At 42.8% G+C, this 26,234-nt stretch carries 28 protein-coding genes and 2 other annotated features; of the genes, 1 reads left to right on the top strand and 27 read right to left on the bottom strand.

Translation table 11 applies throughout. The features are described 5' to 3' along the window. Positions 1 to 23: 23 nt before the first annotated feature. From pheA to IEE86_RS11805, 20 genes are all read right to left on the bottom strand, one after another. Positions 24 to 902: a prephenate dehydratase gene (pheA, locus tag IEE86_RS11900; RefSeq protein ID WP_191097417.1), complete on the bottom strand. Its 879-nt coding sequence runs from the start codon at positions 900 to 902 to the stop codon at positions 24 to 26. Between the two features lie 17 nt (positions 903 to 919). Beyond that, a complete protein-coding gene (locus IEE86_RS11895; RefSeq protein WP_059375694.1) occupies positions 920 to 1,363 on the bottom strand; it encodes an ACT domain-containing protein in 444 nt (147 codons plus the stop codon). A 55-nt stretch (positions 1,364 to 1,418) separates the two neighbouring features. Beyond that, entirely contained in the window at positions 1,419 to 2,705 is a 1,287-nt protein-coding gene (gene obgE, locus IEE86_RS11890) for a GTPase ObgE (protein WP_191097416.1), read from the bottom strand. A 21-nt stretch (positions 2,706 to 2,726) separates the two neighbouring features. Beyond that, positions 2,727 to 3,320 (bottom strand): sporulation initiation phosphotransferase B, encoded by a 594-nt coding sequence (locus IEE86_RS11885; RefSeq protein ID WP_191097415.1) that lies wholly within the window; start codon positions 3,318 to 3,320, stop codon positions 2,727 to 2,729. A gap of 257 nt (positions 3,321 to 3,577) precedes the next feature. Next, positions 3,578 to 3,862 carry a 50S ribosomal protein L27 gene (gene rpmA, locus IEE86_RS11880; protein ID WP_003216586.1) on the bottom strand — a complete coding sequence of 95 codons (285 nt, stop codon included), beginning with the start codon at positions 3,860 to 3,862 and terminating at the stop codon, positions 3,578 to 3,580. 12 nt (positions 3,863 to 3,874) lie between these two features. Beyond that, entirely contained in the window at positions 3,875 to 4,213 is a 339-nt protein-coding gene (locus IEE86_RS11875) for a ribosomal-processing cysteine protease Prp (RefSeq protein WP_191097414.1), read from the bottom strand. A 14-nt stretch (positions 4,214 to 4,227) separates the two neighbouring features. Further along, on the bottom strand, positions 4,228 to 4,536 hold the full coding sequence (gene rplU / locus IEE86_RS11870; protein WP_041090936.1) for a 50S ribosomal protein L21: 309 nt from the start codon (positions 4,534 to 4,536) through the stop codon (positions 4,228 to 4,230). Between the two features lie 12 nt (positions 4,537 to 4,548). Next, positions 4,549 to 4,621: a sequence feature (ribosomal protein L21 leader region), on the bottom strand. 66 nt (positions 4,622 to 4,687) lie between these two features. Next, on the bottom strand, positions 4,688 to 5,557 hold the full coding sequence (locus IEE86_RS11865; protein ID WP_191097413.1) for a M50 family metallopeptidase: 870 nt from the start codon (positions 5,555 to 5,557) through the stop codon (positions 4,688 to 4,690). Continuing rightward, a complete protein-coding gene (locus tag IEE86_RS11860) occupies positions 5,550 to 6,341 on the bottom strand; it encodes a M23 family metallopeptidase (RefSeq protein ID WP_191097412.1) in 792 nt (263 codons plus the stop codon). The genes IEE86_RS11865 and IEE86_RS11860 overlap by 8 nt, the downstream gene beginning before the upstream one ends. Before the next feature lie 109 nt (positions 6,342 to 6,450). Further along, positions 6,451 to 7,254: a septum site-determining protein MinD gene (minD, locus tag IEE86_RS11855; RefSeq protein ID WP_191097411.1), complete on the bottom strand. Its 804-nt coding sequence runs from the start codon at positions 7,252 to 7,254 to the stop codon at positions 6,451 to 6,453. Positions 7,255 to 7,256: 2 nt separating this feature from the next. Next, entirely contained in the window at positions 7,257 to 7,940 is a 684-nt protein-coding gene (gene minC, locus IEE86_RS11850) for a septum site-determining protein MinC (protein WP_191097410.1), read from the bottom strand. 54 nt (positions 7,941 to 7,994) lie between these two features. Beyond that, positions 7,995 to 8,513: a rod shape-determining protein MreD gene (gene mreD / locus IEE86_RS11845; protein ID WP_191097409.1), complete on the bottom strand. Its 519-nt coding sequence runs from the start codon at positions 8,511 to 8,513 to the stop codon at positions 7,995 to 7,997. Then, positions 8,510 to 9,409, bottom strand: coding sequence for a rod shape-determining protein MreC (gene mreC / locus IEE86_RS11840; protein ID WP_191097408.1), 900 nt, complete (start codon positions 9,407 to 9,409; stop codon positions 8,510 to 8,512). Before mreC ends, mreD begins: the two co-directional genes overlap by 4 nt. A 27-nt stretch (positions 9,410 to 9,436) precedes the next feature. Then, the gene (locus IEE86_RS11835) at positions 9,437 to 10,456 is read right to left on the bottom strand and encodes a rod shape-determining protein (RefSeq protein ID WP_191097407.1); all 1,020 of its coding nucleotides are present in this window, start codon (positions 10,454 to 10,456) and stop codon (positions 9,437 to 9,439) included. Positions 10,457 to 10,546: 90 nt separating this feature from the next. After that, positions 10,547 to 11,221, bottom strand: coding sequence for a RadC family protein (radC, locus tag IEE86_RS11830; protein ID WP_191097569.1), 675 nt, complete (start codon positions 11,219 to 11,221; stop codon positions 10,547 to 10,549). A gap of 48 nt (positions 11,222 to 11,269) precedes the next feature. Continuing rightward, positions 11,270 to 11,839, bottom strand: coding sequence for a Maf family protein (locus IEE86_RS11825; RefSeq protein ID WP_191097406.1), 570 nt, complete (start codon positions 11,837 to 11,839; stop codon positions 11,270 to 11,272). A gap of 177 nt (positions 11,840 to 12,016) precedes the next feature. Beyond that, entirely contained in the window at positions 12,017 to 13,033 is a 1,017-nt protein-coding gene (locus IEE86_RS11820; protein ID WP_191097405.1) for an SPOR domain-containing protein, read from the bottom strand. A gap of 156 nt (positions 13,034 to 13,189) precedes the next feature. After that, positions 13,190 to 13,885, bottom strand: a complete 696-nt coding sequence (locus tag IEE86_RS11815; protein WP_411955698.1) for a prepilin peptidase — start codon at positions 13,883 to 13,885, stop codon at positions 13,190 to 13,192. A gap of 181 nt (positions 13,886 to 14,066) precedes the next feature. Continuing rightward, the gene (locus tag IEE86_RS11810; RefSeq protein WP_191097404.1) at positions 14,067 to 15,374 is read right to left on the bottom strand and encodes a bifunctional folylpolyglutamate synthase/dihydrofolate synthase; all 1,308 of its coding nucleotides are present in this window, start codon (positions 15,372 to 15,374) and stop codon (positions 14,067 to 14,069) included. 65 nt (positions 15,375 to 15,439) lie between these two features. Further along, on the bottom strand, positions 15,440 to 18,082 hold the full coding sequence (locus tag IEE86_RS11805) for a valine--tRNA ligase (RefSeq protein WP_191097403.1): 2,643 nt from the start codon (positions 18,080 to 18,082) through the stop codon (positions 15,440 to 15,442). 60 nt (positions 18,083 to 18,142) lie between these two features. After that, positions 18,143 to 18,372 (bottom strand) — a binding site (T-box leader). Between the two features lie 169 nt (positions 18,373 to 18,541). On the opposite strand from IEE86_RS11805, the gene IEE86_RS11800 reads away from it, so the two are divergent. Beyond that, positions 18,542 to 18,730, top strand: coding sequence for a hypothetical protein (locus tag IEE86_RS11800; protein ID WP_003216497.1), 189 nt, complete (start codon positions 18,542 to 18,544; stop codon positions 18,728 to 18,730). A gap of 66 nt (positions 18,731 to 18,796) precedes the next feature. Here IEE86_RS11800 and ysxE read toward each other — a convergent pair whose 3' ends face one another. The 7 genes from ysxE to IEE86_RS11765 all read right to left on the bottom strand — a co-directional run bounded on the left by ysxE (position 18,797) and on the right by IEE86_RS11765 (position 26,232). After that, positions 18,797 to 19,828 carry a spore coat protein YsxE gene (ysxE, locus tag IEE86_RS11795; RefSeq protein ID WP_191097402.1) on the bottom strand — a complete coding sequence of 344 codons (1,032 nt, stop codon included), beginning with the start codon at positions 19,826 to 19,828 and terminating at the stop codon, positions 18,797 to 18,799. A gap of 37 nt (positions 19,829 to 19,865) precedes the next feature. Next, positions 19,866 to 21,098 (bottom strand): LysM peptidoglycan-binding domain-containing protein, encoded by a 1,233-nt coding sequence (locus IEE86_RS11790; RefSeq protein ID WP_191097401.1) that lies wholly within the window; start codon positions 21,096 to 21,098, stop codon positions 19,866 to 19,868. A gap of 254 nt (positions 21,099 to 21,352) precedes the next feature. After that, on the bottom strand, positions 21,353 to 22,645 hold the full coding sequence (gene hemL / locus IEE86_RS11785) for a glutamate-1-semialdehyde 2,1-aminomutase (protein ID WP_191097400.1): 1,293 nt from the start codon (positions 22,643 to 22,645) through the stop codon (positions 21,353 to 21,355). A 27-nt stretch (positions 22,646 to 22,672) separates the two neighbouring features. After that, positions 22,673 to 23,644, bottom strand: a complete 972-nt coding sequence (gene hemB / locus IEE86_RS11780) for a porphobilinogen synthase (protein ID WP_191097399.1) — start codon at positions 23,642 to 23,644, stop codon at positions 22,673 to 22,675. Further along, positions 23,641 to 24,432: a uroporphyrinogen-III synthase gene (locus IEE86_RS11775; protein ID WP_191097398.1), complete on the bottom strand. Its 792-nt coding sequence runs from the start codon at positions 24,430 to 24,432 to the stop codon at positions 23,641 to 23,643. The genes hemB and IEE86_RS11775 overlap by 4 nt, the downstream gene beginning before the upstream one ends. Further along, entirely contained in the window at positions 24,429 to 25,364 is a 936-nt protein-coding gene (gene hemC, locus IEE86_RS11770) for a hydroxymethylbilane synthase (RefSeq protein WP_191097397.1), read from the bottom strand. The genes IEE86_RS11775 and hemC overlap by 4 nt, the downstream gene beginning before the upstream one ends. A 37-nt stretch (positions 25,365 to 25,401) precedes the next feature. Continuing rightward, positions 25,402 to 26,232 (bottom strand): cytochrome C assembly family protein, encoded by an 831-nt coding sequence (locus tag IEE86_RS11765; protein ID WP_191097396.1) that lies wholly within the window; start codon positions 26,230 to 26,232, stop codon positions 25,402 to 25,404. Between the last annotated feature and the right edge of the window lie 2 nt (positions 26,233 to 26,234).

The raw sequence follows: 26,234 nt of genomic DNA, 5'->3' as shown, positions 1-26,234 counted from the left end.
AAAATAGTGTCCCCAATAGGACACTATTTTTCATTCGTTAATTCATATGTTTGGTAGCTGCCGAGCAGTTTGACTTCACAGCCAATCGCTTCTAATTCTTGAATCGCACCAGGGACAAGGACATCATCCATTTCTTTTTCAATATCAATGATAAATAAATAGTGTCCAAGACCTGTTTTTGTCGGGCGGGATTCAATTTTTGACAAGTTGAGATTTCGCCATGAAAAAGCAGACAGCACGCGGTGCAATGCACCTGATTGGTCGTCCTTTGGCAGACTGACTACAATGGTCGTTTTTGGTTTTGAAGAAAAACCAGAATTCATTGGGAACGATGCCTTAGGGTCTTTATGTAAAATAACAAAGCGTGTATGATTGTGCGGATAATCATGAATGTCCTTTTTCGCAATGGTCAATCCGTACGTTTTTGCGGCAATCTCATTGGCAATCGCACCAACTGCTTCATCTGGATGCTCACTGATGTATTTCGCTGCATAGCCTGTTGATTCTACTGGCCGGTGCGGAATATGAGGGTACTGCTTTTTCAGAAATTGATGACACTGGGCAATCGCATGAGGATGTGATTGAATCGCATCTAACGTCTCCCAGCTCTCCGCTCTCGATGGATGGACAAGCAAATGCTGCCGAATCGGTGCTGTCATTTCACCAACAATGGATAGTGCTTCTTCATGAATTAAATAATCAATCGTTAAGTTCACAGATCCTTCGAGTGCATTTTCAAGCGGAACGACCGCCAAATCTACTTCGCCCTTTGACACAGCATCCATGCATTGCGGGATCGTTGCATAGGCCTGCTGCACTGCATCTTTTGGAAAGCAAGAGCATACGGCCAAATGAGTAAATGTTGCCTCTGGTCCAAAATAACCTACAGTTAATTGCTTCATCTGCTATGATCTCTCCTTTACGCTCCAGAACCTAGAATTTCAACTTTTTCGACAAATTCGAGTTTTCTTAAATGATTCATGACGGTATTGATATCATCTGCCATGCCAGCCGTACTGATCGATAGGGTGACATTCGCTCTTCCTTGCAGCGGAATGGTTTGGTGAATAGATAACACATTACAGCCAGAGTCAGCCACAATTTGGAGCAGCCTTGATAGAGCACCAGACCGGTCCTCAAGATGGAAAAACAATGTGATAATCTGCTCTTTGACCATCGTATAAAACGGAAAAACAGCATCTCGGTATTTATAAAAAGCACTGCGGCTTAAATCCGCTTTTTGAACAGCATCAGCAACTGAATCCGCTTTTTTGCGATCAAGCAGCTTTTTGACTTCAAGCGTTTTTCGCATCGCATCTGGAAGTACATCCTCTCGCACTAAATAGAACGTTTCTTCTTTCACCTGTTTTCTCCCCTTTTAAAAACGGGAGAGTCCATGGACTGGACCCTCCTTTTGATCAATCAATAAATTCAAATTCAAACTCAAGCAGACGAATGATATCGCCATCTTTCGCACCACGCTCACGCAAGGCATCATCGACACCCATTCCGCGTAATTGTCTAGAGAATCGTTTAACGGATTCATCTCTTGAGAAATCTGTCATCTTAAACAGTCGCTCAAGTGCTTTACCAGTTAAGACAAACGTACCATCAGGATCTCTTGTAATCTCAAATGGTGCATCTCCCTCATCAAATCTGTACATCACGCGGTTATCAGACAGCTCTTCTTCATTATAGAGCGGGAATTCCGGTGTGGTTTCAAGCTGATTGGCGATTTCAAATAAAAGCTCACGAAGCCCTTCTCTTGTGATCGCACTAATTGGGAACACTTTATAGTCATCTGTTAGTTTTTCTTTAAATGCGGCTAGATTGTCAGCTGCATCTGGCATGTCCATTTTGTTGGCCACAATAATTTGCGGACGTTCTGTCAATCTCATATTGTATTGCTCAAGCTCTTCATTGATCGTCACGTAGTCCTCATATGGGTCACGCCCTTCAAGTCCTGACATATCAATGACATGGACAATCACGCGTGTACGCTCAATATGACGTAAAAATTGATGACCTAAGCCAACGCCTTCATGCGCTCCTTCAATGAGTCCTGGCAGATCCGCCATGACAAAGCTTCGGTTATCATCTGTTTCGACAACGCCTAGATTCGGTACAAGCGTTGTAAAATGATAATCTGCAATTTTCGGTTTAGCCGAAGAGACAATCGAAAGCAGCGTCGACTTCCCGACACTTGGGAAACCAACAAGTCCAACATCCGCAAGCACCTTTAATTCTAAGATGACGTCACGTTCTTTTCCTGGCTCACCATTTTCAGAAAGCTGTGGTGCAGGGTTTGCCGGTGTTGCGAAGCGTGAATTCCCACGTCCGCCACGTCCGCCTTTTGCAATGACTGCCCGCTGCCCATGCTCTGTTAAGTCGGCTAATACTTGTTCCGTCTCTGCATCTGTGACAACCGTACCCGGTGGAACTTTAACAATCATTTCTTCTGCATTTCGGCCATGCTGGTTTTTACTCATCCCATGCTCGCCGCGATCAGCCTTGAAATGACGTTTATAACGAAAGTCCATCAACGTTCTGAGCCCTTCGTCTACTTCAAACACAACATCTGCACCATTCCCACCATCGCCGCCTGCTGGGCCGCCTTTTGGTACATATTTTTCACGACGGAACGCCACCATACCGTTTCCGCCGTCACCGCCTTTAACATACACTTTAACCTGATCTACAAACATAACTTCCTCCGTTTCTCTGCATCACATATCTCGTTCTTGCCTCAAACAAAGCTCAATCATGGACTCATGACTTGTCACATGAAATTGCGTTATACTCATACATGGATAGTTTGCGTCATGAAACGCATTTAACGCATCCAAACTTGTTAATTTTCCTTTGAAATCAAAATATAAGATCACATCATTTTCTTCATGATCTGTTTGGAACGTGACCGTTAAATGATTTTCAGTTTTTTGGCAAACTGATTGATCGAATATCGAAAACAACTCCCGTGATACCTTTAGCAGCTGTGGTTCATATGCTGATAAGTCTCGGGCTTCACCAAGCACTTCATATTCTAGGGTGATAAAATGCGACTCCCAATTAAATGTTAGAAAGTAATAGGCCAATTGGGGAATTTTTAAATTTGAGAGTTTGGATTCATGCTGTGCTTCAATGACCATTTCTTCTATAATTTCAAACACTCGGTCATATTTTTCTAATGTCAAGTTGCCCTTAATCAGCTGCAATTTATTCATCCAGTCGTGTCTTGAACGACTGAGCAGATAGATCAATTCATTTGTTAATGCAACGTGAGTTAATTTTTCATTTTGTTTACTTGATATCTCTTCCATTATCGCACTCCCAATCGTTTGGTCTCTCTTTTAGGAGTCTTATCATCACTATGTCTCCCTGAATTATAACAGAGAAGACAGCATAGAAAAACACTAGTTATGTGAGGAAAGGTTGTTTTTTCTGATCGTATAGGAGAAAATGAGGCAAAGTCAGCAAACGTTCTTTGACATTTATGGAGTGCATCTTCTTTTATCATCTTCGGTACTGCTTGTAAAAAGTGAAAAAAACTCCAGTCAATGACCGGAGTTTTTAGCAATTATTGTGCCGCAGGATATACGCTCACTTTTTTACGGTCACGACCGAAACGTTCGAATTTAACCGTTCCGTCGATTTTAGCGAAAAGAGTGTCGTCGCCTCCGCGTCCAACGTTTTCACCTGGATAGATTTTCGTTCCACGTTGACGATAAAGGATAGAACCACCAGTTACGAATTGACCATCAGCACGTTTAGCGCCTAAACGTTTAGACTCAGAGTCACGTCCGTTCTTTGTAGAACCTACCCCTTTTTTAGATGCGAAAAATTGAAGATCTAATCTAAGCATGAAGTTCACCTCCTATTTTTTTGTTAATATTCTCACATAATCGTGATAATCTCGTTCAATTGTCTCTAAGGAAACGACCATGCCTTCTAAAAGCAGCTGGGCTTTTTCAAAGGATACTGGATCTGTATCAGCCGGCAATTCAAAGGTGAAATAGCCGCCTTCTTCTCCAATATCGAGCAGTGGATCGATTCCTGTCAGTGCAATAATTGAATTGACTGAACCGAAAACAACAGCAGATACACCTGCACAAACGAGATCCTGACCTTTTTCAGCAAACTCGGCATGTCCAGTCATCTGAAAAGACGTAATGCTTTCATCTGCCGCTGACCGAGTAATGGTTGCTTTGATCATATCACTCACACGCCTTAAGCGTTGATTTTTTCGATAACAACTTTAGTGTAAGGTTGACGATGACCTTGTTTTTTGTGGTTGTTTTTCTTCGGTTTGTACTTGAACACAGTAATTTTCTTACCGCGACCTTGTTTTTCAACTTTAGCCGTTACTGTTGCTCCAGCAACTGAAGGATTACCCACTTTAACAGTGTCTCCGCCGACAAACAATACGTTTTCGAAAGTAACTGTTTCACCTGCTTCAGCAGTTAGTTTTTCAACATAAACAGTTTGACCTTCTTCAACTTTAACTTGTTTACCACCAGTTTCAATAATTGCGTACATCTCTGCACCTCCTAATAAACTCAGACTCGCCGAATACAGGGGGCCATAGGCACTTTACACCTGCTCCGTGCGGTTGTAGCACGGGTGCTACATATCCATAACATTAAAAAATATATCAAACTAGAGACAGAATGTCAATGTATTTTCACTATTAGTACGGTAAAAGAAGCTCTTCCATCGAGGAGGTGGTTCTTCGATCTGAAAAATAAGCATGTAGCAGTTCATTTTCATCAAGCTGGCTCATTTTCACGCCATCTCTTTCGATAATAATTGGGTGCTTACAGCCCCTTTGAAATCGGGCCATTACTTCATACACTTTCTCCTCAGCACTTGCTCTAAGCGGAATGAGCTTCTCTACCTTTTGCTCTTTTTTACCATAATACCGTTCTAGTAAAAAGCGAACCGTGACGTAATGCCGCTGCCGGTGTTCCATTACGAGTGAATAAGCTAAAAATGTGAGCAACACCCAGCCATTGAATTGCAGCGGCGCAAAGCAGAGTAAACCTGCTGTCAAAAGGCTGAAAAAGACAAGCGATCCTTTTATTGCAAGGGCATGTGCACGTTGGAAAGGGTAAAAAACAGATAAGAGCAAAAAGAATAATTTTCCGCCATCAAGCGGCCAAATGGGCAAAAGATTTACAAGGAAAATCGCCATATTATAGAAGGTGAACATCGTAAACACGTCGTGAGAGATAAGAGAAGCCTCCATAAGAAGCCATGCTATGAGCTGGAGCGGCACATGCTGAAGCGGTCCGCATAAAATGACTGCCAGCTCTTCTTTTAGCGGACGGTTCCCATGCTCTTCTACTTCAACCGCTCCACCAAAAGGAAGTAAAAAAATCCGCCGAATGCGCCAGTGATAATAGCAAGCTGCCGCTGCATGTCCTAGCTCATGGGCACAGACAATCATGAGCAGACAAAGCAGCGGCTTAATTTGACCTGAAAGAATCGCAAACGCCATCACACTCCAAAGAAGCGGGTGAATGTGTATTTTCGTCAGCATGATCATCCATCTATTCAAAGGTCATCACCTGAATGGGGTCGATAAACTGTTCATTTTGCTTGATGGCAAAGTAATACGTACCCTTTCCTTGATCATCAAGTGAAATTTGACCAATTCTTTCACCCTTATCGACAAAATCGTATAAGGCCACATCGGCTTCCTTTAATTGACCGTACCAGCTATAGCTGTTATCCGCATGCTGCACAACTACTGTAAGCCCTGTATCACTTTTCTTTTTCACCTCTACAACATAGCCCTCTTTCATACTATCAATGGTTTCTGCTGATGTTTCGACTTTGACACCTGCACCATTTTGTGTAAAGGTTTCTTGCACTTTTCCAGAAGCGGGTACAGCCAGTTCTTTATTGGCTTGTACGTCTTTTGGATCTTCCTTTTTCTCGGTTAAGAAGGCAAGCGGGTTCCCAACTGTTTTCTCAAACCACCTGTTGGCTGCAGCAAATTGAAAATCTTGCTCAAAGGTTTGACTAATCATTGGCTTCAGCTGCTGAAACGGACCTGTCTGGCCTTTAAACGAAATAGCTGCAATCAACACAAGGGACGCTGAGAGTAAACATTTAAGCACAAAGGTATTGGGGTTAAACAACGGATGCCGATACTTTTTCGGCTGGTGCGACAACAGTTCATAAGAAGACGAGCCAGAATGCTTTTCTTCCTCTGTCAACATGACCCATGGCGGGATATCTTCTTTTTTCTTGAAAGCCGTCTTCTTAGGAGGAGCAGCTGACTGCATCGTTTTACGGCGCTGCGCGATTTTCTTTCGGTACTCGTCCACTCTTTTCATGAGATCACCCTTTACATACAAACAGTTTGTACATTTTATGTGACGCCCTCATCTGATATGCAACAAAAAGACCGATTCTCATCGAATCGGTCTAATCTCACGTGAATGGCTATGCTCTAACACCGAAAAATGCTTTGAGCTTTGCAAACATCCCTTTGTTTTCTTCATCAAATGATTGCAGTGGAACAGATTCGCCTAGTACGCGGCGTGCAATATTGCGGTACGCAATTGATACTTTGTTTTTAGCATCCATCACAATAGGTTCACCATTGTTTGAAGCCTTAATCACATCATCATCATCTGCTACAATGCCAAGAAGATCAATCGATAAATGATGTACAACTTCATCTACATCCATTGAATCGCCATTTTTCGCCATGTGTGTACGAATGCGGTTGACAATTAAACGAGGCGGTTCGATATCTTCCTGTTCTAATAAACCGATGATTCGGTCCGCATCTCTTACGGCTGAGATCTCAGGCGTCGTGACAACAATTGCCTTGTCCGCACCTGATACGGCATTTTTAAAGCCTTGCTCAATTCCAGCAGGGCAATCAATGACCACATAATCAAAGTCTTGTTTCAATGACTGAATCAATTCTTTGATCTGCTCCGGCTCTACAGCCGTTTTATCGCTTGTTTGAGCAGCGGGTAAAAGATACAAAAGATCTTCAAAGCGCTTATCTTTTACAAGCGCTTGGTGGATTTTGCATCTTCCTTCTACTACATCGACTAGATCATAAATAATGCGGTTTTCAAGCCCCATCACGACATCCAGATTTCGAAGGCCAATGTCGGTATCAACTAGACACACTTTTTTCCCTTGAATTGCTAGTGCTGTGCCTAAGTTTGCAGATGTTGTTGTTTTGCCAACGCCGCCTTTTCCTGAGGTAATCACAATAGCCTCGCCCAATTTCACATTCCTCCCTCAAGCCTTGTCAGATTAGGTCTTATATGAGCCAATTGCTGCAGGCGTTCAATGATCATATTGCCATCTATATCTAAATAAGCACATTCCATTTCATTTCCATCTTCTTTTTGATCGGGTGCACGGTTAAAAACTTGTGCGATGCGAAGCTGTGTTGGAATCATATGAGATGCCGCAATGACAGCTTGTTTGTTCCCATTGCATCCAGCATGCGCCACGCCTTTTAATGCACCGAGCACAAAAATATTTCCCCCTGCACGAATGGTTCCGCCAGGATTGACATCTCCTATTAATAAGAGATCCCCTTCGACATACAGCACCTGTCCAGAGCGGACAATTTTCGCTACAGAGGTGATTTCAGCCTCTGTTTTTAATCGTCTTGCCTCTTCAGTTGACATGACGTCACTTTCAATGGAGTGAATGACGAGATGTTCATTTTCAGACACCGCTTCAGTCAAACGCGCCTCCTGATCCTCTGTTAAATACCGAAAACCAAGTTTAATATGCACATTGACCTTATGTCCTTCTCTTCCATCTGTATATTGCTCAAGCAAAAGAACCTCTCGCAAGCCAGAAAGAAGGTCATCAAACGAACAGTCATCATGTAACTGTAAGGTTAAACCGTTTTTTGTACCTTTTATTGTCACATATTGCTGTTTTTGAGTTTTCAAGATGCTCACCTCAACAACATACTCATTTCGCCGTAATTGGACAAACTCCTGCTTTTATTCGTCGATCAGTCCTTGTTTCACATTGATGAAAAAGAGCCTAAGCGGCACAACAAGTATGAGAGACGCAGCAGTATTTAAAAGAATCGTTGGAATAAAGCGTTCGATGACATACGTATTAAACGACATAATCCCTGGTTGAATCGTCGCTTGAACGCCGTATACATAAAACTCCATAACGGAAACAGCAATAACCGACATAAAAACAACGACTAAGATATTTGTCTGAAGGACTTTGAAAGCTTTCGCTAACAAATAGCAAAGCGCCCCAAAGCCAAACATGTGAACACCAAGTATACCTGTATACGAAATATCATATAAAAGTCCAAAGATAAATCCGTAAATCACACCATATTTTTGATTCACAAAAGCAGTCATAAATACAAGTGCGAGTAAGATGAAATGAGGGGCTAAAATTTGATTCTCTGAAACAAATGGGAGCTTCACTAAATCGACAAAAATGCTGTCAAATACGAAGATAAACAACATGACGAAAGCAAGAAGGACACGTTTCACGAGCCTTCCTCCTTCGTCAATTCAGATGCATCTGCCGTACTTGTGCTGCGATTCACCACAATCACGCGGTCTAAATTGTTGAGCTCAGCCGCTGGTTCTACATAAATGATTTTTGTCAATCCGTAATGGTCTGGCTCGATTTCACTTACCTTACCAATCGTTAAGCCTTGAGGGAATACGCCCCCTGCTCCAGATGTTTCAACAAGATCGCCTTTTTTGACATCTCCATCAGCATCGGATTTTAAAATATTCATTGTCAGCATCTTTTTCTTGCTGTCATATCCGTTAATAATTCCATTGAGTTCTTCTTTGCCCTTTTTCGCAAAAATTTTCGTTGAAATTCTATTATTTTGGTCTGTAGAGCTTAGCAACCTTACAGTCGAAGTAAAATTGTTGAGCTTATCACTTTCAATTTTCCCAATTAACGCACCACTCTCATTTGTGACCGCCATATTCTTGTCAACGCCTTGTTTTTTCCCTTTATCAATCATCACAAAACTATCCCAAAGGGACGGGTTTCTCGCGATAACAGTCGATAGAATTGGCGTATAATCACGAATAGAGTTCACATATCCGAGCTGCTTGCGAAGCTTTTTGTTTTCGTCCTCTAGCTCTTGAAGTTTCGCCTCATACTGGGTTTGTCCATCAAGTTTTTTTCGAAGACGCTCGTTTTCATCATATGTGTTCTTTAAATCTTGTACGTTCCCATACATACCGGCAATGAATTGTGATGGTTTATGAAAGACACCTTGAAAAAAGCCTGTCGTATCCCCCACTAATTTTTCCGGCCATGAAGCACCTCTGCCGCTTTTCACTGAAAAACCAATCATGGCCACCAGTACGATGACACAGACAAGGAGCAACATTAATCTTTTATTCATAAAAAACTGCGGCATGTCTTACACCTCTTTATTTACGCCCGATTATCGATTATCTTTTGATTTTCCTTTGAACAAATGAATATGTTCGAGTGCTTTCCCTGTTCCGATCGCTACACAGTCAAGTGGGTCCTCAGCAATGATGACTGGCATTTTCGTTTCATCGCTAATGACTTTGTCAAGGTTACGCAGCAATGCACCGCCGCCTGTTAATACGATTCCACGATCCATAATGTCTGCTGCGAGCTCAGGTGGGGTTTTTTCAAGAGTAGCTTTCACCGCATCAACAATTGTTTCCACCGTATCGCGAAGCGCTTTTGCAATCTCTTCTGCCGTAATTGAGATCGTTTTTGGCAAACCTGTTAAAAGGTCACGTCCGCGAATGTCCATCTCATCATGCACGTCTGGCTGAGCAGAACCGATTTCCATTTTAATTGCTTCCGAAGTACGGTCACCAATCATGAGATTATACGTTTTGCGGATGTAGCTGCTGATCGCATCGTCCATTTCATCTCCTGCAACACGGATCGATTGAGACGTCACAATGCCGCCAAGTGAAATAATGGCCACTTCTGTTGTACCGCCGCCAATATCCACAACCATACTTCCTGTTGGCTCCCATACAGGCAGGTTAGCACCGATTGCCGCAGCAAATGGCTCTTCAATAGGGTATGCGTCACGTGCACCAGCTTGTCTTGTTGCATCAATGACTGCACGCTCTTCTACCGCTGTAATACCAGATGGTACACATACCATCACGTAAGGTTTACGAGCAAACAGCCCTTTGTTTTTAAGTGCTTGATTAATGTAATATTTCATCATCTTTGCTGTTGTCTCGTAATCTGCAATGACTCCGTCTTTCATTGGGCGAAGTGCCACAACATTACCAGGTGTACGGCCAATCATGTTTCTAGCATCATTTCCGACTGCCACTATAGACTTCGTATCAGTTTCCAAAGCTACGACCGAAGGTTCTCTCACAACAATGCCTTTTCCTTTAATAAAAACAAGCGTATTCGCTGTTCCAAGATCTATTCCAAGGTCTTTTGTACCAATTCCAAACATATGTATGTATCTTCCTTTCTTAAACCAAAATTCCCTTTAGGGAAAAACTCATAAACTCTATTATATCGTAAAACATTGAAAAAAAAAGTGTTACAAATACCCTTTTTCCTTCAAACTCACAAATTTTTGATCACCTATGACAAGATGATCAAGCAGCTGTATTCCAATCAGCTTTCCACATTCAAAAAGTCGCTTAGTGACTTCAATATCTTCCCTGCTAGGCGTCGGATCTCCAGATGGATGGTTGTGCACACATATAAATGAAGCAGCCGAACGTTTAAAAGCCTCTTTGAAAATTTCGCGCGGATGAACAATCGATGAGTTCAGACTTCCAATAAACACGGTATGTTTATGAAGCACTTGATTTTTTGTATTGAGATAAAGACAAACGAAATTTTCCTGTGTCAAAAATCTCATATCTTCCATCACAAAATTCGCCCCATCCTCTGGCGTGCGGATGACATAACGGTTGTCCGTCGATTGATGGTGTAATCTAGTGCCAAGTTCTAATGCAGCTAAAAGGGAAATCGCCTTTGCTTTTCCAACGCCTCGAATCTTCGACAGCTCTTCAATAGATGCTTCTTTTACAGAGCGAAGACCGCCAAAGGTTTGCAGAAGTCTTGCAGAAACTTGAAGAACAGATTCCTTTTTTGTGCCTGTTCTCAAAAGGATCGCGACGAGTTCATGGTTTGATAAACTGCTTGGACCATATTTGACAAATCGTTCTCGCGGCTTTTCATCATGAGGGAAATGCTTAAGCAACATAGGGAAATCGTTCATGAGGAACACTCCTTTTAGAATTCCTTCCCGTCATCAAAAAGGGGTGATTCCAAATGTTTCAAGCACTCTAACTGTTTTGGCAATAGGGAGACCTACAACGGAAAAATAATCACCGTTTATTTTTTGAACAAACAGTGCGCCCTTCCCTTGGATGCCGTAGCTTCCCGCTTTATCAAGCGGTTCGCCCGTTTCGATATAGCGGTCTATTTCATTTTGCGTAAGAGTCCAAAATGTCACTTCTGTCTGTTCATAAAATGTTTCTTTTCTATTCTCTGACTGAATCGTGACACCAGTCAAGACTTGATGTGTCTTTCCTGACAATAATTGAAGCATCGCAGACGCTTCTTCCTTGTCTTTTGGTTTCCCAAGACATTTGCCGTCAATTGCAACAATCGTATCTGCACCAATAATCACAGCTTTAGAATGTATTTTTTGAATATCATTTGCTTTTTGTTCTGCCAACCATTGGACGTTCTCAGCTGGTGAAAGGTTTCGATTTATTTCTTCTTTTAATTGACTTGCTTGAATCTCATAAGAAAACCCTGCTAGATCAAGCAATTCTTTTCTTCTAGGTGATTGAGATGCGAGAATTAATTGGTTCATGTTCGTTCATCCTTTCAGGGTTTAGCCTAAGAAGTAAGATACCCATTCATCCTATCAAATGTACATCTTACCGACAATTTATGAAAATTCATTTTTCATGCTCCTTCATCATTATGTTGGATGCAAAAGAAAAAAACTAGTCATTTTTTGACTAGTTTACTCTCTTAAAAAATGATTTTACGTATTTAACTGATCAAGCAGTGCTTGCTGAGATCTCCATCCATTTTCAGCAGTTGGTTCATTTAAGAGTTGTACCGCTTTCAGCAAACTACTTTTAGCTGATGCGTCCGTTGTTTTGGCACTTTCCAGCTCCGAGATCAGCTGCGTGACTTCCTTGTTCTCTACTTCATCCCCTGCAATCACCTTTGAAGATAATACAGAAGCCTTCTCTATTAAACCAGTCAGCTCATCTGGCACTTGAAATGAGAGCTCCTTGCCTCCCCACGCCTCAAAGTGCTGATCGATCAGCTTCTTCCCAACAGCACTTGTCATGCCCTGTTCTGTCGCAAGCCCGGCAATCACATAATAGCCATCATCCATTGAGACTTTTTTTCCCGCATATCCTGCATCTTTTAAACTGGTCACCAAATCATCTGCTCCTTTTTCAGAGGAAAACTTTCCTGCTTGTACAACGAAGGTTGAAAAGCTGCCAGATGCACTTTTTTCATCTTTATTCTCTTTTGATTCTTCTGTATCACCTGCTGGCGGCGCATCCCCTCCGGCTTTCATCGAGGATTGGTTTCCGGATGCTGAGACACTGATATGGTCACCGCCTGACGGATTTACTGTACTGTCTTTGCTTAAGCTTAATGCAAACACGCCGAGGCCTGTCCCAAGAACCACTGCAAATACAATCGTTGTCATCACTCTCTTGAAGGGTCCGCGGTTTTTACTAAACTTCTGATCAAATGAACCTTTTTTCTTTTGATAAGGCGTGACGACCTTTGGATCAGAGTGGTAAATATGATCCGCTGCATCGTCCCACTGGAAATCTTCTTCTTTCGGTTTAGACGGATCTTCCTGAGACGCAGCTGTCTCCTGTTCCGATTGCCTCTTTTCCTCCCAATTCGAAAATGTCACTTGATCCTCTTGCTGTTTTTTTGGCTGATGCTCTTCTTCATGAAGCATTTCTTCCTTGCCATTAATATTAACCTTCAACCCTTGTTTTTTTGCCTGCCTTTTTTTCACTGTCATTCCCCGCTTTCTACATTGTTTGTAAGAAAGACCTTTTTGTCCAATGAATCAGCGCGAATTTAACCCGTCCTTCTTTCTGTTTCACACTTTAACATAGCAGATAAAAAAAAGAACAAGACTTTTGTCGGTAGGTTAAAAAAGTGTTCGCCAATTTTTTCATCCGGTCGACCCGCCGAACGGGAGTATGACATGAGCCCAAAAGAGATACAGCCAAAAAGATAAAGCAATCGCAGGAACAAAGGGAAATGGCTCGTCTGATCGAAAGGAAAACACCTTTGCATATACCATTCCAATGACAGATGAAAGAAAAAGAATGAGAAGAAACGGCTTAAAGCCAAAGCAAAACGCAAGCACACTGAACAGCTTCACATCCGCTCCACCCATGCTATTTGGCTTAAAACGATCTAAACGATCAAACAAGAAAAAGCAAAATAGAAGAGAAGCCGCTCCCTCCCACCAAATAAGAAGCGGTTCTAGCGTGCGGTATATGACGAAAAGAGGGAAATAGAAGAGAAACAGCTCGTTTGGCACCCTCATATAAAGAAGGTCGCTCACGACAGCAATCACGAATAAACTACAAAGAATCACAAGAAAAAAGGATTCAAACGAGAAACCAGTGGTCCTATATATAAGCAAAAAAAGACTGCCTGACAGCAGCTCCACCGCTGGATACAGCAAAGACAATCGAGTGCCGCAATGTTTACAGGACCCTCTCAAAACAACATACGAAACAAGCGGGATCATCTCGTGGAGGGAAAGCGGCTGTTTACATGCTATGCAGTGAGAACGAGGAAAGAGAATGGATCGCTTTCCCGGCAGCCTTTCACCGACCAAATGAAAAAACGATCCCATGGTGATGCCTGCAAGAAACACAAAAATCTCAATCAAATTCAGCGGCTCCTTCCGGGGATAAGATAGACCGGATTGTACCATAGTCATGTACATTGAACACCTAGTGAAAATATGATGTTATCCTCCTTCTACCATATCAAAAGAAAAAGACACAAATGGCCTGGTAGCCTTTTGCGTCTTTTCATGACCCTAAAATACGATTTCGTATATCTGAAATAAAATAAAGGGAGCCGGTTACAAGGATAATTGCCGAAGGATCATCGCTTTTTTTCTGAATCCATTCAAGCACTGCATGAGGGTCATCATCATACGACTTTGCATCTAACTGACTGCATCCATAAAGCTTCTCCGCTGATTCAGCTCTTGGAAAATCAAACGAAACAAAATGAATTGACGCACTAATAGCTTCAAGCCTTTGAATCATTTGCTTGTACGGCTTGTCTTTTAAAGCACTAAAACATACATGCACCTGTTTATTTGAGAAATGGGCTTGTACGGTTTCGATTAATCGGTCGATCCCTTCTTCATTATGAGCACCATCTAAATAAACAGGAGGATGATCTTTGACCTTTTCAAATCTTCCTGCCCAAACTGCCTGCCGAATGCCCTCATATATTTGCTCTTCTGTCACGTTAATATAGCCTTCTTGCTCCAGCCATTCAATGAGTAAAGCAGCAAGGGAAGCATTTTGCCTTTGATGCGTTCCAATTAACCCTGTTTCAAGCTGTGGATACTGCCTTTTTGGGGTGCGTAATGTGAAACGTTCACCTGTTTCTGTTGGCTGCTGCTCATCAAAGGTACATGTATCATGTAATGAGATGCATACGGCATTCTTTTCTTTTGCGGCGCTTTGAATGACAGAAAGGGCCTCTCGTTGATGAACTGCCGTAATCATCGGAATACCATCTTTAATAATGCCCGCTTTTTCAGCTGCAATCTGTTCAAGTGTGTCGCCTAAAATCGCCATATGGTCATGGCCAATTGACGTAATGGCCGTTAAAATCGGTACAGCAACATTTGTTGAATCGAGCCTTCCGCCAAGCCCTGTTTCCAATAGGACAAAGTCTACTTGACGCACATGAGCAAAATAAACAAATGCACATGCTGTAATGATTTCAAATTCTGTTGCTGCGCCAAGCTCTGTTTGATCTAATTCATCAACATAAGGCTTGATCTCATTCACCAAACGCAGCCAATCTTCATCGAGAATGGGGTCCCCATTTACACTGATTCGTTCATTGAACGTTAAAATAAATGGAGAGGTGAAGGTTCCAACTGAATAGCCGGCTGCCTGTAAAATGGAACGAGTAAATGCAATGGTTGAACCTTTTCCATTTGTACCAGCAACATGCACCGCTTTTATGTGTTGTTCCGGATGGTCTAGTCTGTTCATTAGCCACTTCATTCTTTCAAGACCCGGTTTTACGCCAAAGGCCAGTCTGCTATGAATCCATTCAATGGCTTCGTGATAGGTTGTAAACAATGTCATCTCTCATTTCATACGAAATTTTCAAAAAAGACGACTCCATTTCGTTCGGAGCCGTCTTTTCACCCTTATGCTTTCAGCTCTTCAATCCGTTTTTGAACAGCTTCGCGTTTTGCGACATAATCACGTTCCTTCGCACGCTCTTCTTCTACGACACTTTCAGGCGCTTTTTTCATAAAGCCTTCATTGCCAAGCTTTTTCTGTACGCGCTCGACTTCTTTTGTCAGCTTATCAAGCTCTTTTTGCAGACGAGCAATTTCTTCATCTAAGTTGATTAAGCCTTCAAGCGGCAGAATGAGTTCTGCTCCAGAAATAACAGCTGTCATCGCCTTTTCACTAGCAGGGACATCTGTGCCAATTTCAAGGACACTTGGGTTCGTAAAACGCTCAATATATGAACGGTTTTTCTCTAAACGTTCCTGTACATCAGCTGTAGATGCTTTGATGTAAAGCTCGACTTGTTTGCTCATCGGTGTGTTTACTTCACTGCGAATGTTACGAACAGAACGAATGAGTTCAACAAGCAGCTTCATATCAGCAGAGGCTTGCTCATTTGAAAGCTCCGGCTTCACCTTAGGCCATGCCGCTACAGTAATGGACTCACCTTCATGCGGTAGATGCTGCCAGATTTCTTCTGTTAAGAATGGCATAAACGGATGAAGGAGTCTCATCGTTTGATCTAATACATACGCAAGGATCGAACGAGTCGTTTTCTTCGCAGCTTCATCTTCTCCATAAAGCGGAAGCTTCGCCATTTCAATATACCAATCACAGAAATCATCCCAAATGAAGTTGTATAAATGTCTGCCCACTTCACCGAATTCATACTTGTCAGCAAGCTGTGTGACACTTTCAATCGTTTCATTTAAGCGGGTTAAAATCCATTGGTCAGCGACTGATTTTTCGCCTGTTAAGTCAAGCTCATCATACGTTAAACCATCCATATTCATTAAAGCAAAACGGGATGCGTTCCAAATTTTATTCGCAAAGTTCCAAGTGGATTCAACCTTTTCAAAGCTAAAGCGAAGATCCTGACCTGGTGAGCTTCCAGTCGCTAAGAAATATCTCAATGAATCCGCACCGTATTTGTCGATGACCTCCATTGGATCAATTCCGTTGCCAAGCGACTTGCTCATTTTACGCCCTTGTTCGTCGCGGATGAGCCCATGAATCAGGACATCTTTGAACGGTTTTTCTCCTGTGAATTCAAGACCTTGGAAGATCATACGAGATACCCAGAAGAAAATGATATCATAGCCAGTTACAAGCAGGTTTGTTGGGTAGTAACGCTTAAAGTCCTCACTGCCCGCATCCGGCCAGCCCATTGTAGAGAAAGGCCAAAGCGCTGAACTAAACCATGTATCAAGCACATCGTTGTCCTGTTCCCAGTTCTCAATATCTTCTGGTGCTTCAAGTCCAACGTATACTTCTTTCGTTTCTTTATGGTACCAAGCCGGAATGCGGTGTCCCCACCATAGCTGACGAGAAATACACCAATCACGAATATTTTCCATCCAGTGTAAATACGTCTTTTCAAATCGGTCTGGAACAAATTGGACTTGGTCATCCCCTTTTTGCAGATTGATCGCTTCATCCGCCAGCGGCTGCATTTTCACAAACCATTGTGTCGATAGGTAAGGTTCAACTACAGCTCCGCTTCGCTCACTATGTCCAACTGAATGCATATGATCCTCAATTTTGAACAAAATGCCTTCTTCTTGTAAATCTTTCACGAGCTGTTTACGGCATTCGAAGCGATCCATGCCTTTGTATTTCAGCGCATTTGCATTCATTGTGCCATCTTCATTCATGACAAGAATTCGTTCTAGCCCATGGCGGTTTCCGAGCTCAAAGTCATTCGGATCATGAGCAGGTGTAATTTTCACAGCTCCTGAACCAAACTCCATATCCACATAGTCATCACCGACGATTGGAATCTCGCGGCCTGTAATTGGTAAAACGACTGTTTTTCCAATCAAATGCTGATAACGTTCATCATCAGGGTGCACAGCTACTGCCGTATCTCCAAGCATCGTTTCAGGTCTTGTTGTCGCAATTTCAATCGAACCTGTTCCATCTGAAAGCGGATATCTCAAGTGATAAAACGCACCTTGAACATCCTTATAAATCACTTCAATATCAGAAAGTGCAGTCTTTGTGGCGGGATCCCAGTTAATAATGTACTCTCCGCGATAGATAAGCCCTTTTTCATATAATTGAACAAATACTTGGCGAACCGCTTTATTGAGACCTTCATCTAATGTAAAGCGTTCACGTGAGTAATCTAGACCAAGACCCATTTTCGCCCACTGGCTGCGAATAAAATCTGCATATTCCTCTTTCCACTTCCACGTTTCTTCCACAAACTTTTCGCGTCCGAGGTCATAACGGCTTACGCCTTCTTCGCGAAGCTTTGCCTCTACCTTTGCTTGAGTCGCAATACCGGCATGGTCCATTCCTGGGAGCCATAAAACGTCATAGCCCTGCATCCGTTTCATGCGCGTTACGATGTCCTGAAGTGTTGAATCCCACGCATGTCCAAGGTGCAATTTTCCTGTCACGTTTGGTGGAGGAATGACGACTGTATATGGATCTTTCGTTTTGTCATTTTGCGCTTCGAAAAATTTCCCTTCAAGCCAGTACGTATAGCGGTCTTTTTCAATCGCATTTGGATCGTACTTTGTTGGCATTTCTTGATTATTAGTTCCCATTTGTGTTACCTCCACATTTTTTCGGCTGATGAAACATAAAAAAAAGCCTTTCCATCCTTATAAAAGGACGAAAAAGCTTTTTCGCGGTACCACCTTTTTTCACAGAACACATACACGTGTCCCGTACACTCTAAAGGATAACGGGGTTCTCCCGAATTTCTCTACTTGTTCATTCAAGAAATTAAGCTCACAGGCGACCTTCCAAACAAGTGTATCCTAGGAAACCTTTCAGCTATTGGTTTCCCTCTCTTTTGGGTCTTGCTTGTACTCTTCCTGGTCCACGCTTACGATATATCACGTTCATCAGCTTATACTCATCTTTTATTAATATTACTAAATGCCTTTTGTTTTCGTCAATCATCTTTTCCGCTTTTCTTCTGCTTTATACAAATTGGGCAGGCACCCTTTGCCCTATTGCCCATATGATAATAACAAAATGAAGAAGGAGGGCGTTTGATTTTGAAGAAGATCAATCCTTACACACTTCCCCCCTGGCTTAGACAAATTCGGGCAGTCGCCTCCCAAGTCGTTCTCCCGATCGCCATATTTCAAGGGTTTCGCACGATCATTTTCCCCACAACCTTTGACGTCCTCATCCTTGGTATTCTTATTTTTCTCGCTTGTGCCTTTCATCTTGACTGGTTTTAAAAACGCACACTTATGTATCGACCATTCCGTTGCAAAGAAATGATAAAGTCAACACAAAACGCCTCGTCATTCTGCTGATGACGAGGCGTTTTGTTCTTCTTCAAGCCGTCTAGCCTGTTCAATCTCGTGAATCTTCATGACGGTCGGCTCTGAATTTTTCATTTGCCAATACGCTCTTAACAGCTGCTGACAGCTTTCCATCTCATCCTGCCCGCCTGCTTCATAGGCTTTCACCGTATCAAACAGACCCTGCGGATAAGCAAGGTAGCTTAAGAACAAATGGAGCTCTTCCTCCCGAAGAGGATTTCCCTTTTGATACGTATAAAACAAGGACGTGCATTCAGGACAAGACGTAGGATAGGTTTTGAATGTCCGAAAGTAAAAGGTCAGAAGGTCATAAATGGGGGCGGCCTTTTTGGACCGCTCAAAATTGGTGAAATGCCCCGTGCCTACATCATTATACAAAAAGTGATGGATTGACAGCTGCCCATGATTTAACACTACACGTGTTGTCTCTTGATCTTTCATTTCCTCATGCCAATCCTCTAACCGCTCAAGCGCAAATTCACTAGCAGACATCGCTTCTGAAAAATACATAGCAGCGGCCAGCTCAAATGGCGACATATACCACGTTTGCTCTGCCCGCTCTATGAACCGTTCATACATGTCTTTTTCTGTTTCCCATTTGGTCTTGATGTGTGTGTAGTGAGCTTCAATTTCTTGCTCTGTGATGTCCATCATCACTTCAGTTCGTTTATGAAGTCTTGCAATCTCTTGAAATAAATATTCATGTTTATCGTCCTGCTCTTCTCGCTTTTCATTCGTCAGCCATGGCATGAGATAATATGCGTACTGACTTTCCCGATGACTAGAGAAAAAGGAACCGCTCTTCGTCCGATAAATCGGCACAAAGGAGCGATAACCTTTTGATTCTAATTCAAGCATTTGCTCTGTAAATTGCATTTGCCGATTGGCTTTTACTCGCTTTAGTGCAAATACGCCCTGCTTTGTATACACCTTGACGACTGCTGGACTGACGGGTTCAATGTATTCAGCCTCAAGCCCGTATTCGTATAGGACAGATTGAATTTCATCCACGTTCACTCACCACATTTTCTCGGTCGGTCATCGCTTGCTATGCATTGCTTTTTTGATATTCAGGAATATAAAGAATCTGCCCTTCTTCAAGCTCCGCATCAACCGATAATGAGTTCGTTCGAAGGAGCTGCTGCACATTCAACTGATATCGCTCACAAATACGATCGACCGTATCTTCTTGCTGAACTATACAAATTTTCATGCGAGAAAAATCTTCCTCCTCCTGCTTAGCGAACAGCTTCGTTAAATAAAGAGAATTCTCACTGCCAGACGTTTCTCTCACGTCATCTTCAGGCTCCTCCGCTTCTTGAGCAGACTCATACACTTTTGGGGCTTCCCGTTCATATAATCGTTCAATTTGATAAGTGTCATCTGGCTCCATCTGATAAGAAGTTGGTTCAAATGCCGGATACGCTGGCACTGTTTCTTCTTGCTCTTCGGCTGCTTCAGGATCTCTTCTCACTTCCACCTCAAAGAACGTCTCATCTCGCTCCTCTTCTTCTAATAGCTTAGGCGGTTCAAAAAATGGTGGCTCTTGCACCTCTGCCTCGGGGATGGAGCGATAACCAAGCGCCACTGCTTCTTCTTGGTCCTCCGGCTCTTCTAATTCTTCCGGCTCTTCCTCTTCTTCCATATTCACCAGCTCTATGTCTATTTCTTCTTGCTCCGTTCGGACGTCATTTTGTAATGCAGCCTGTTCATCGTCATCCTCACGTTCATCACCTTGCAGCTCTTCTTGGTCCTCAAGTTCCGGCTGCGCCTGATATTCATAGGTCACATCGCCATACTCCTCTTCAGACCGATGGACAAATTCATAGGGATCCTCTACAGGAGCTTGAGGCGTTTCCTCATCTAACAGACCCTCAATCGCTAAGTCAGCCTGAATGGTGAGCAAACGACTTTCTGTCAGCTGGTAATCAAATGCATCAATAAACACAAACACATCATTTAAATGACTGATCTTGTTCTTAGGAATGGTGATATCGACTGGAAATTGATGCAGAAGCTCTGCTGTTCCATCCTCTCTTACCTTCACCTCATCAGCTTGCCTGTATGATGCATAGGAACTCAATTCACCCAATAGCTCCTCTTGATTTATGTTGTATTCTCCTGTTAGCTCGAGTGAACCTCTAATGGAAACATAATCATTCACTTCTTGAACGAGAATGTCAGGATCGAGAGAAATTGACAGCAGCTCACTGACTTCCTGTCCGCTTTTGAAATAAATGGATTCTTCTACCGAAAACTGTAATCGATTGTTTTGAGACAAGTCGGTGTCCTCCTTTCATCTAATCCTTCAAAATAAAATTAGATGTCAATACAGGTGTATGTGGGAGGCGGTGAAAATATGATTGGTTTTCTCCGACGCAAAAAAGCCGATATGTCCCCATATCGGCCCAGCGTGTAGACAAACCCTCTCATTCTTTGTCAGTCCCGCGTGCCGGTGCTCACGAATCTTAAATTCGCTCCGCTCCAGTACTCGTCCTTTCTAGACTTCAAGGGCTTTCTATCACGCTAAATTGTTTATCGTTGTAGTTTTTGAAAAACCTTTTCCACTGTCTCAATCGTATATTCGATGTCTTCATCCGTATGAGCAGTTGATAGGAACAATCCTTCGAATTGAGAAGGTGGAAGGAAGATGCCGTGGTCAGCCATTTCCTTGTAAAATTCAGCGAATAAAGCGAGATCAGCTGTTTTCGCTTTGTCATAATTCATGACTTCTTCATTCGTAAAGAAAAATCCGATCATGGAACCCGCACGGTTAAACGTTAATGGAATCCCGTGTGCTTTGGCTGCTTTCGAAATGCCTTCTTCTAGCCGATCGCCTTTTCGTCTAAATTCTTCATACGACTCAGGTGTCAGCTGTTTTAAGGTTTCTAAGCCTGCTGTCATCGCAAGAGGATTACCAGATAACGTTCCTGCTTGATAAATCGGACCACTTGGCGCAATTTGTCTCATAATATCCGCTCTTCCGCCATAAGCGCCGACCGGGAGACCGCCTCCAATCACTTTACCAAGGCACGTCAGATCAGGCTTGACGCCAAAATAGCCTTGCGCGCAGTGATAATCTACTCGGAAGCCTGTCATGACCTCATCAAAAATGAGTAAGGATCCGTATTGCTCCGTGATATCTCTCAATCCTTGCAAGAACCCCTCTTGCGGCGGAACAACGCCCATATTTCCTGCAACCGGCTCTACAATCACACCTGCGATATCGTCTCCAAATTCTTGAAAAGCAACTTGGATGCTTTCTAAATCATTGTATGGCACTGTGATCGTATTACTTGCAGTACCTTCAGGAACACCAGGACTATCTGGAAGTCCAAGCGTTGCCACACCTGAACCCGCTTTAATTAGTAAAGAATCACCGTGGCCATGATAGCAGCCTTCAAATTTCACAATTTTATTTCTGCCTGTAAAGCCGCGAGCTAGACGAAGCGCACTCATGGTCGCCTCTGTTCCAGAGCTGACCATCCGAATAACCTCAATGGAAGGAACTCGTTCTGTGACAAGCTTAGCTAATTCATTTTCAACTAAAGTAGAAGCACCGAAGCTTGTCCCATATTCAGCTACTCGCTGAATGCTTTCAACCACACGGTCATTCGTATGTCCTAAAATGAGCGGTCCCCATGATAAGACATAATCGATATATTCATTTCCATCAATATCGTATATCTTTGAACCTTTGCCTCGCTCCATAAAAATAGGGTCTGTGTTAACTGATTTAAATGCACGTACAGGGCTGTTGACACCACCAGGCATTAATTGCTGCGCTTCTTTAAATGCTTGCTTCGAGTTTTCATAGCTACGTCCCATTTCAACGTCCTCCTGTCTTTCCGTTCTTTATTCTGACAGCCATTTTGCTGCATCTTTTGCATGATACGTAATGATTAATTCTGCTCCTGCACGTTTCATGCTTGTCAGCATTTCAAGAACAAGCTCTTTTTCAGAAATCCAGCCATTTTGAGCAGCGGCTTTGACCATTGCATACTCTCCGCTCACATTGTAAGCGACAATAGGGAGTGTAAATTCATTTTTCACATCACGCATAATATCTAAATAAGAAAGAGATGGTTTGACAATCAGGAAGTCAGCCCCCTCTTCGACGTCAGACTGCGCCTCTCTCAGCGCCTCTAAACGGTTTGCAGGGTCCATTTGATACGTTTTACGATCTCCAAACTGCGGTGTACTATGCGCCGCATCACGAAACGGACCGTAAAAAGCACTTGCGTATTTCACGGCATATGACATCACAGGCACATGAATAAAACCAGCTTCATCAAGTGCCTCACGGATTGCAACAACAAAGCCATCCATCATGTTTGAAGGAGCAATGATATCTGCACCTGCGCGTGCTTGGCTAACAGCTGTTTTTGCTAAAAGCTGAAGAGATTCATCATTTAAAATTTCACCATCTTCAACGATTCCGCAATGTCCATGGTCTGTATATTGGCATAAGCAAGTATCTGCAATGACAACAAGCTCAGGGAAGTGCTTTTTGATCTCAAGCGTGGCTCTTTGAACAATGCCATGATCGTGATACGCCTCACTGCCAACATGGTCTTTATGATCTGGGACACCAAATACAATGATGGATTTAATGCCAAGATCAACAAGCTCCTGAACCTCTTCTTTCACAAGATCCACCGAAATGTGATAGACACCCGGCATTGAAGGGACTTCTTTCCGGACATTTTCTCCCTCTACAAAAAAGATCGGATAAATAAAATCAGAGGGTCTCAAAAAGGTTTCTCTGACTAGCTCTCTCATTCCTGCGCTTGTACGCAATCTGCGGTGTCTATTAAATTTCATCATTGGTTCAACTTCCTTTCAGATAGACGGCACATCAAATCAAGCATCCCGTCTATCGTATAAGTATCTGGGGTTTCAGAAGAAATCCCGTATTGAAGCAGTGCCTCTTTTGTCAGAGGACCGATCGTCACAAAACAAGTGTCAGCTGACGCTAACTTCGCTACATCTGCCTCCATGGCATGCATAAAAGAATGCACAGTGGATGAGCTCGTAAATGTAATAAAATCAAATGATTGCTCCATCATTGCCGATTTAAGAGCGGCAATTCCCTCCTCATCCTTGACTGTTTCATATAAAATCCATTCCTTTACTTCTATGCCAAGTGGAACGAGGGTTTGCTTCACCACATCTCGTGACAGGTGTCCTTTTGCTACAAACACACACTCTCCCGGATGCACCTGTTCAAGTAAGGCATCTGCCAGCTCTTCCGCTATAAATCGTTCTGGGACCACATCCACCTTGAAGCCTTGCTGCTCAAGATAGGCAGAGGTTTTCTCTCCTACAGCAGCCACTTTCAAGTGGGATAAACTCTTATGTAAATGATGCTCTTGTATATAGCTAAGAAAAAAAGATGCACCATTCACACTCGTGAAAACAAGCCAATGGCTATTCTCTAAGTCCTTTAAAAAGGCCTCCGCTTTTTCTTTTGTGAGCGCCGGCTCAAACCTTATAAGAGAAGTTAAAACAGCATGACCGTTCAGCGCTTCAATTTTCTGCTGAAACACGCCCGCTTGACGTTCATTTCGAGTGACAAGCACCGTCTGTCCGTGAAGCGATTTGGCGATGGTCATTGGGAGGACAGATCCTTTTTCACCTTGTCGATCAAATCTTTCGCTCCCTTATCAGCCATCTGCTTCGCACACGCTGTCCCAATCGCCTCAGGTTCAGTCCCAGTCACTGTTTCTCGAATAATTGTATGTCCATCAGCTGATGCCACAAGACCCGTCAGTTCAATTTCATCACGTTCATTCATCGTGGCGTAACCAGCGATCGGCACCTGGCAGCTGCCATCCATTTGTTTAAGAAAGGCTCTTTCAGCAAGAACCGTTTTCTTCGTATATTCATTCGTGAATTGAGCTAAAAGCTTCAATAGCTCTTCATCATCTCCGCGGCATTCGATCGACAGCGCACCTTGTCCAACGGCGGGCAGGCATGTATCAGGAGATAAAAATTCCGACACAACCTCCTTGCTCCACCCCATTCTGGATAGACCGGCAGCCGCTAGAATAATGGCATCATATTCTTCATTTTTCAGTTTCTCAAGTCTTGTATCAATGTTTCCCCGGATCCATTTAATCTCAAGATCTGGTCTCTCCTGAAGAAGCTGGGCACTGCGACGTAAGCTGCTCGTCCCCACAACCGCTCCCTTTGGCAGCTCATGAAGACGAAGATGATTCTTCGAAATAAGTGCATCCCGCACATCTTCACGCTCAGGAATACAGCCAATGACTAAACCTTCCGGAAGAGCGGCTGGCATATCCTTCATGCTGTGCACCGCCATATCGATGTCATGATTCAGCATCGCCTGTTCAATCTCTTTGACAAACAGTCCTTTTCCGCCCACTTTTGATAAGGTTACATCTAAAATTTGATCACCCTTTGTCACAATCTCTTTTATTTCAAAAGAATAAGAAGGGTTTAGTTCAGACAGCTTTTGAATGACCCATTTTGTTTGTGTAATTGCAAGCTTACTTCGTCTAGAACCTACTTTAATTGTACGCAATACGTCTTCCTCCCGACAATGCCCTTAAGACTCATCATTATTGAAACCAATGAAAGGTTGATAAGCTACCAAGCAGAAAATAATTGATCATCAGCACAAGAAATGAAGCGACATTCCACCGTGCCACGACTTTGCCCTGCATATTTCGCACCAATCTGATATATAAATAAAAGCCGTATAAAAACAGCATAATAAACGAACCAAGCACCTTTGCATCTGTCCAGTACAACGTATCATACGAAATATATGCCCAAATAATGCCAAGAATCAAACTAAGCAAGAGCATTGGCACGCCAATAATATTTAACACGTAGGCCATATGATCAAGCTTGGATAAGTCTTCAATTCTCAGAAGCCATTTTCCCCATTGTTTCTTTTTCAGCAAACGATATTGAAAGAGATAAAGAAGCGAAAAAGCAAATGAAAGTGAAAAGGCACCGTATGATAAAATGGCCATCGTAATATGAATCACGAGCAGTTCACTCGTCAGCTTACCCGCCAATTCAGCCGAATGGAGATCAGATGGGGTAAAGGTGTGAATCGCCATCATGGAAAAACCAATCACATTTGTAAAAAAAACAATAAACTCAACGCGTAATACTTTTGTGAGGACAAGTGACAGTGTCACAAGCACCCACGTATAAAAATATAACCCCTCTGCTACATTCAACACAGGGAATCGGTCTGTTTCCATCATAATATAAAACATATAGACTGTTTGCAGCAGCCAGACAATAGAAAGCAACCAGAAAGCCATTTTTCCAGCCTTCCGGTTGTGTTGAAGAAAATCTATGAAATAGAACAAGACACTTAGTGCATAGATCAAGATCGTCGCTTCGTTGAGTCTCGCTACAATGGATTCCATCATCG

It is taken from the genome of Bacillus crepusculi (assembly GCF_014764715.1).
Taxonomy (GTDB): Bacteria; Bacillota; Bacilli; order Bacillales; family Bacillaceae; genus Bacillus.
This window is presented reverse-complemented; position numbering and strand designations above follow the sequence as displayed.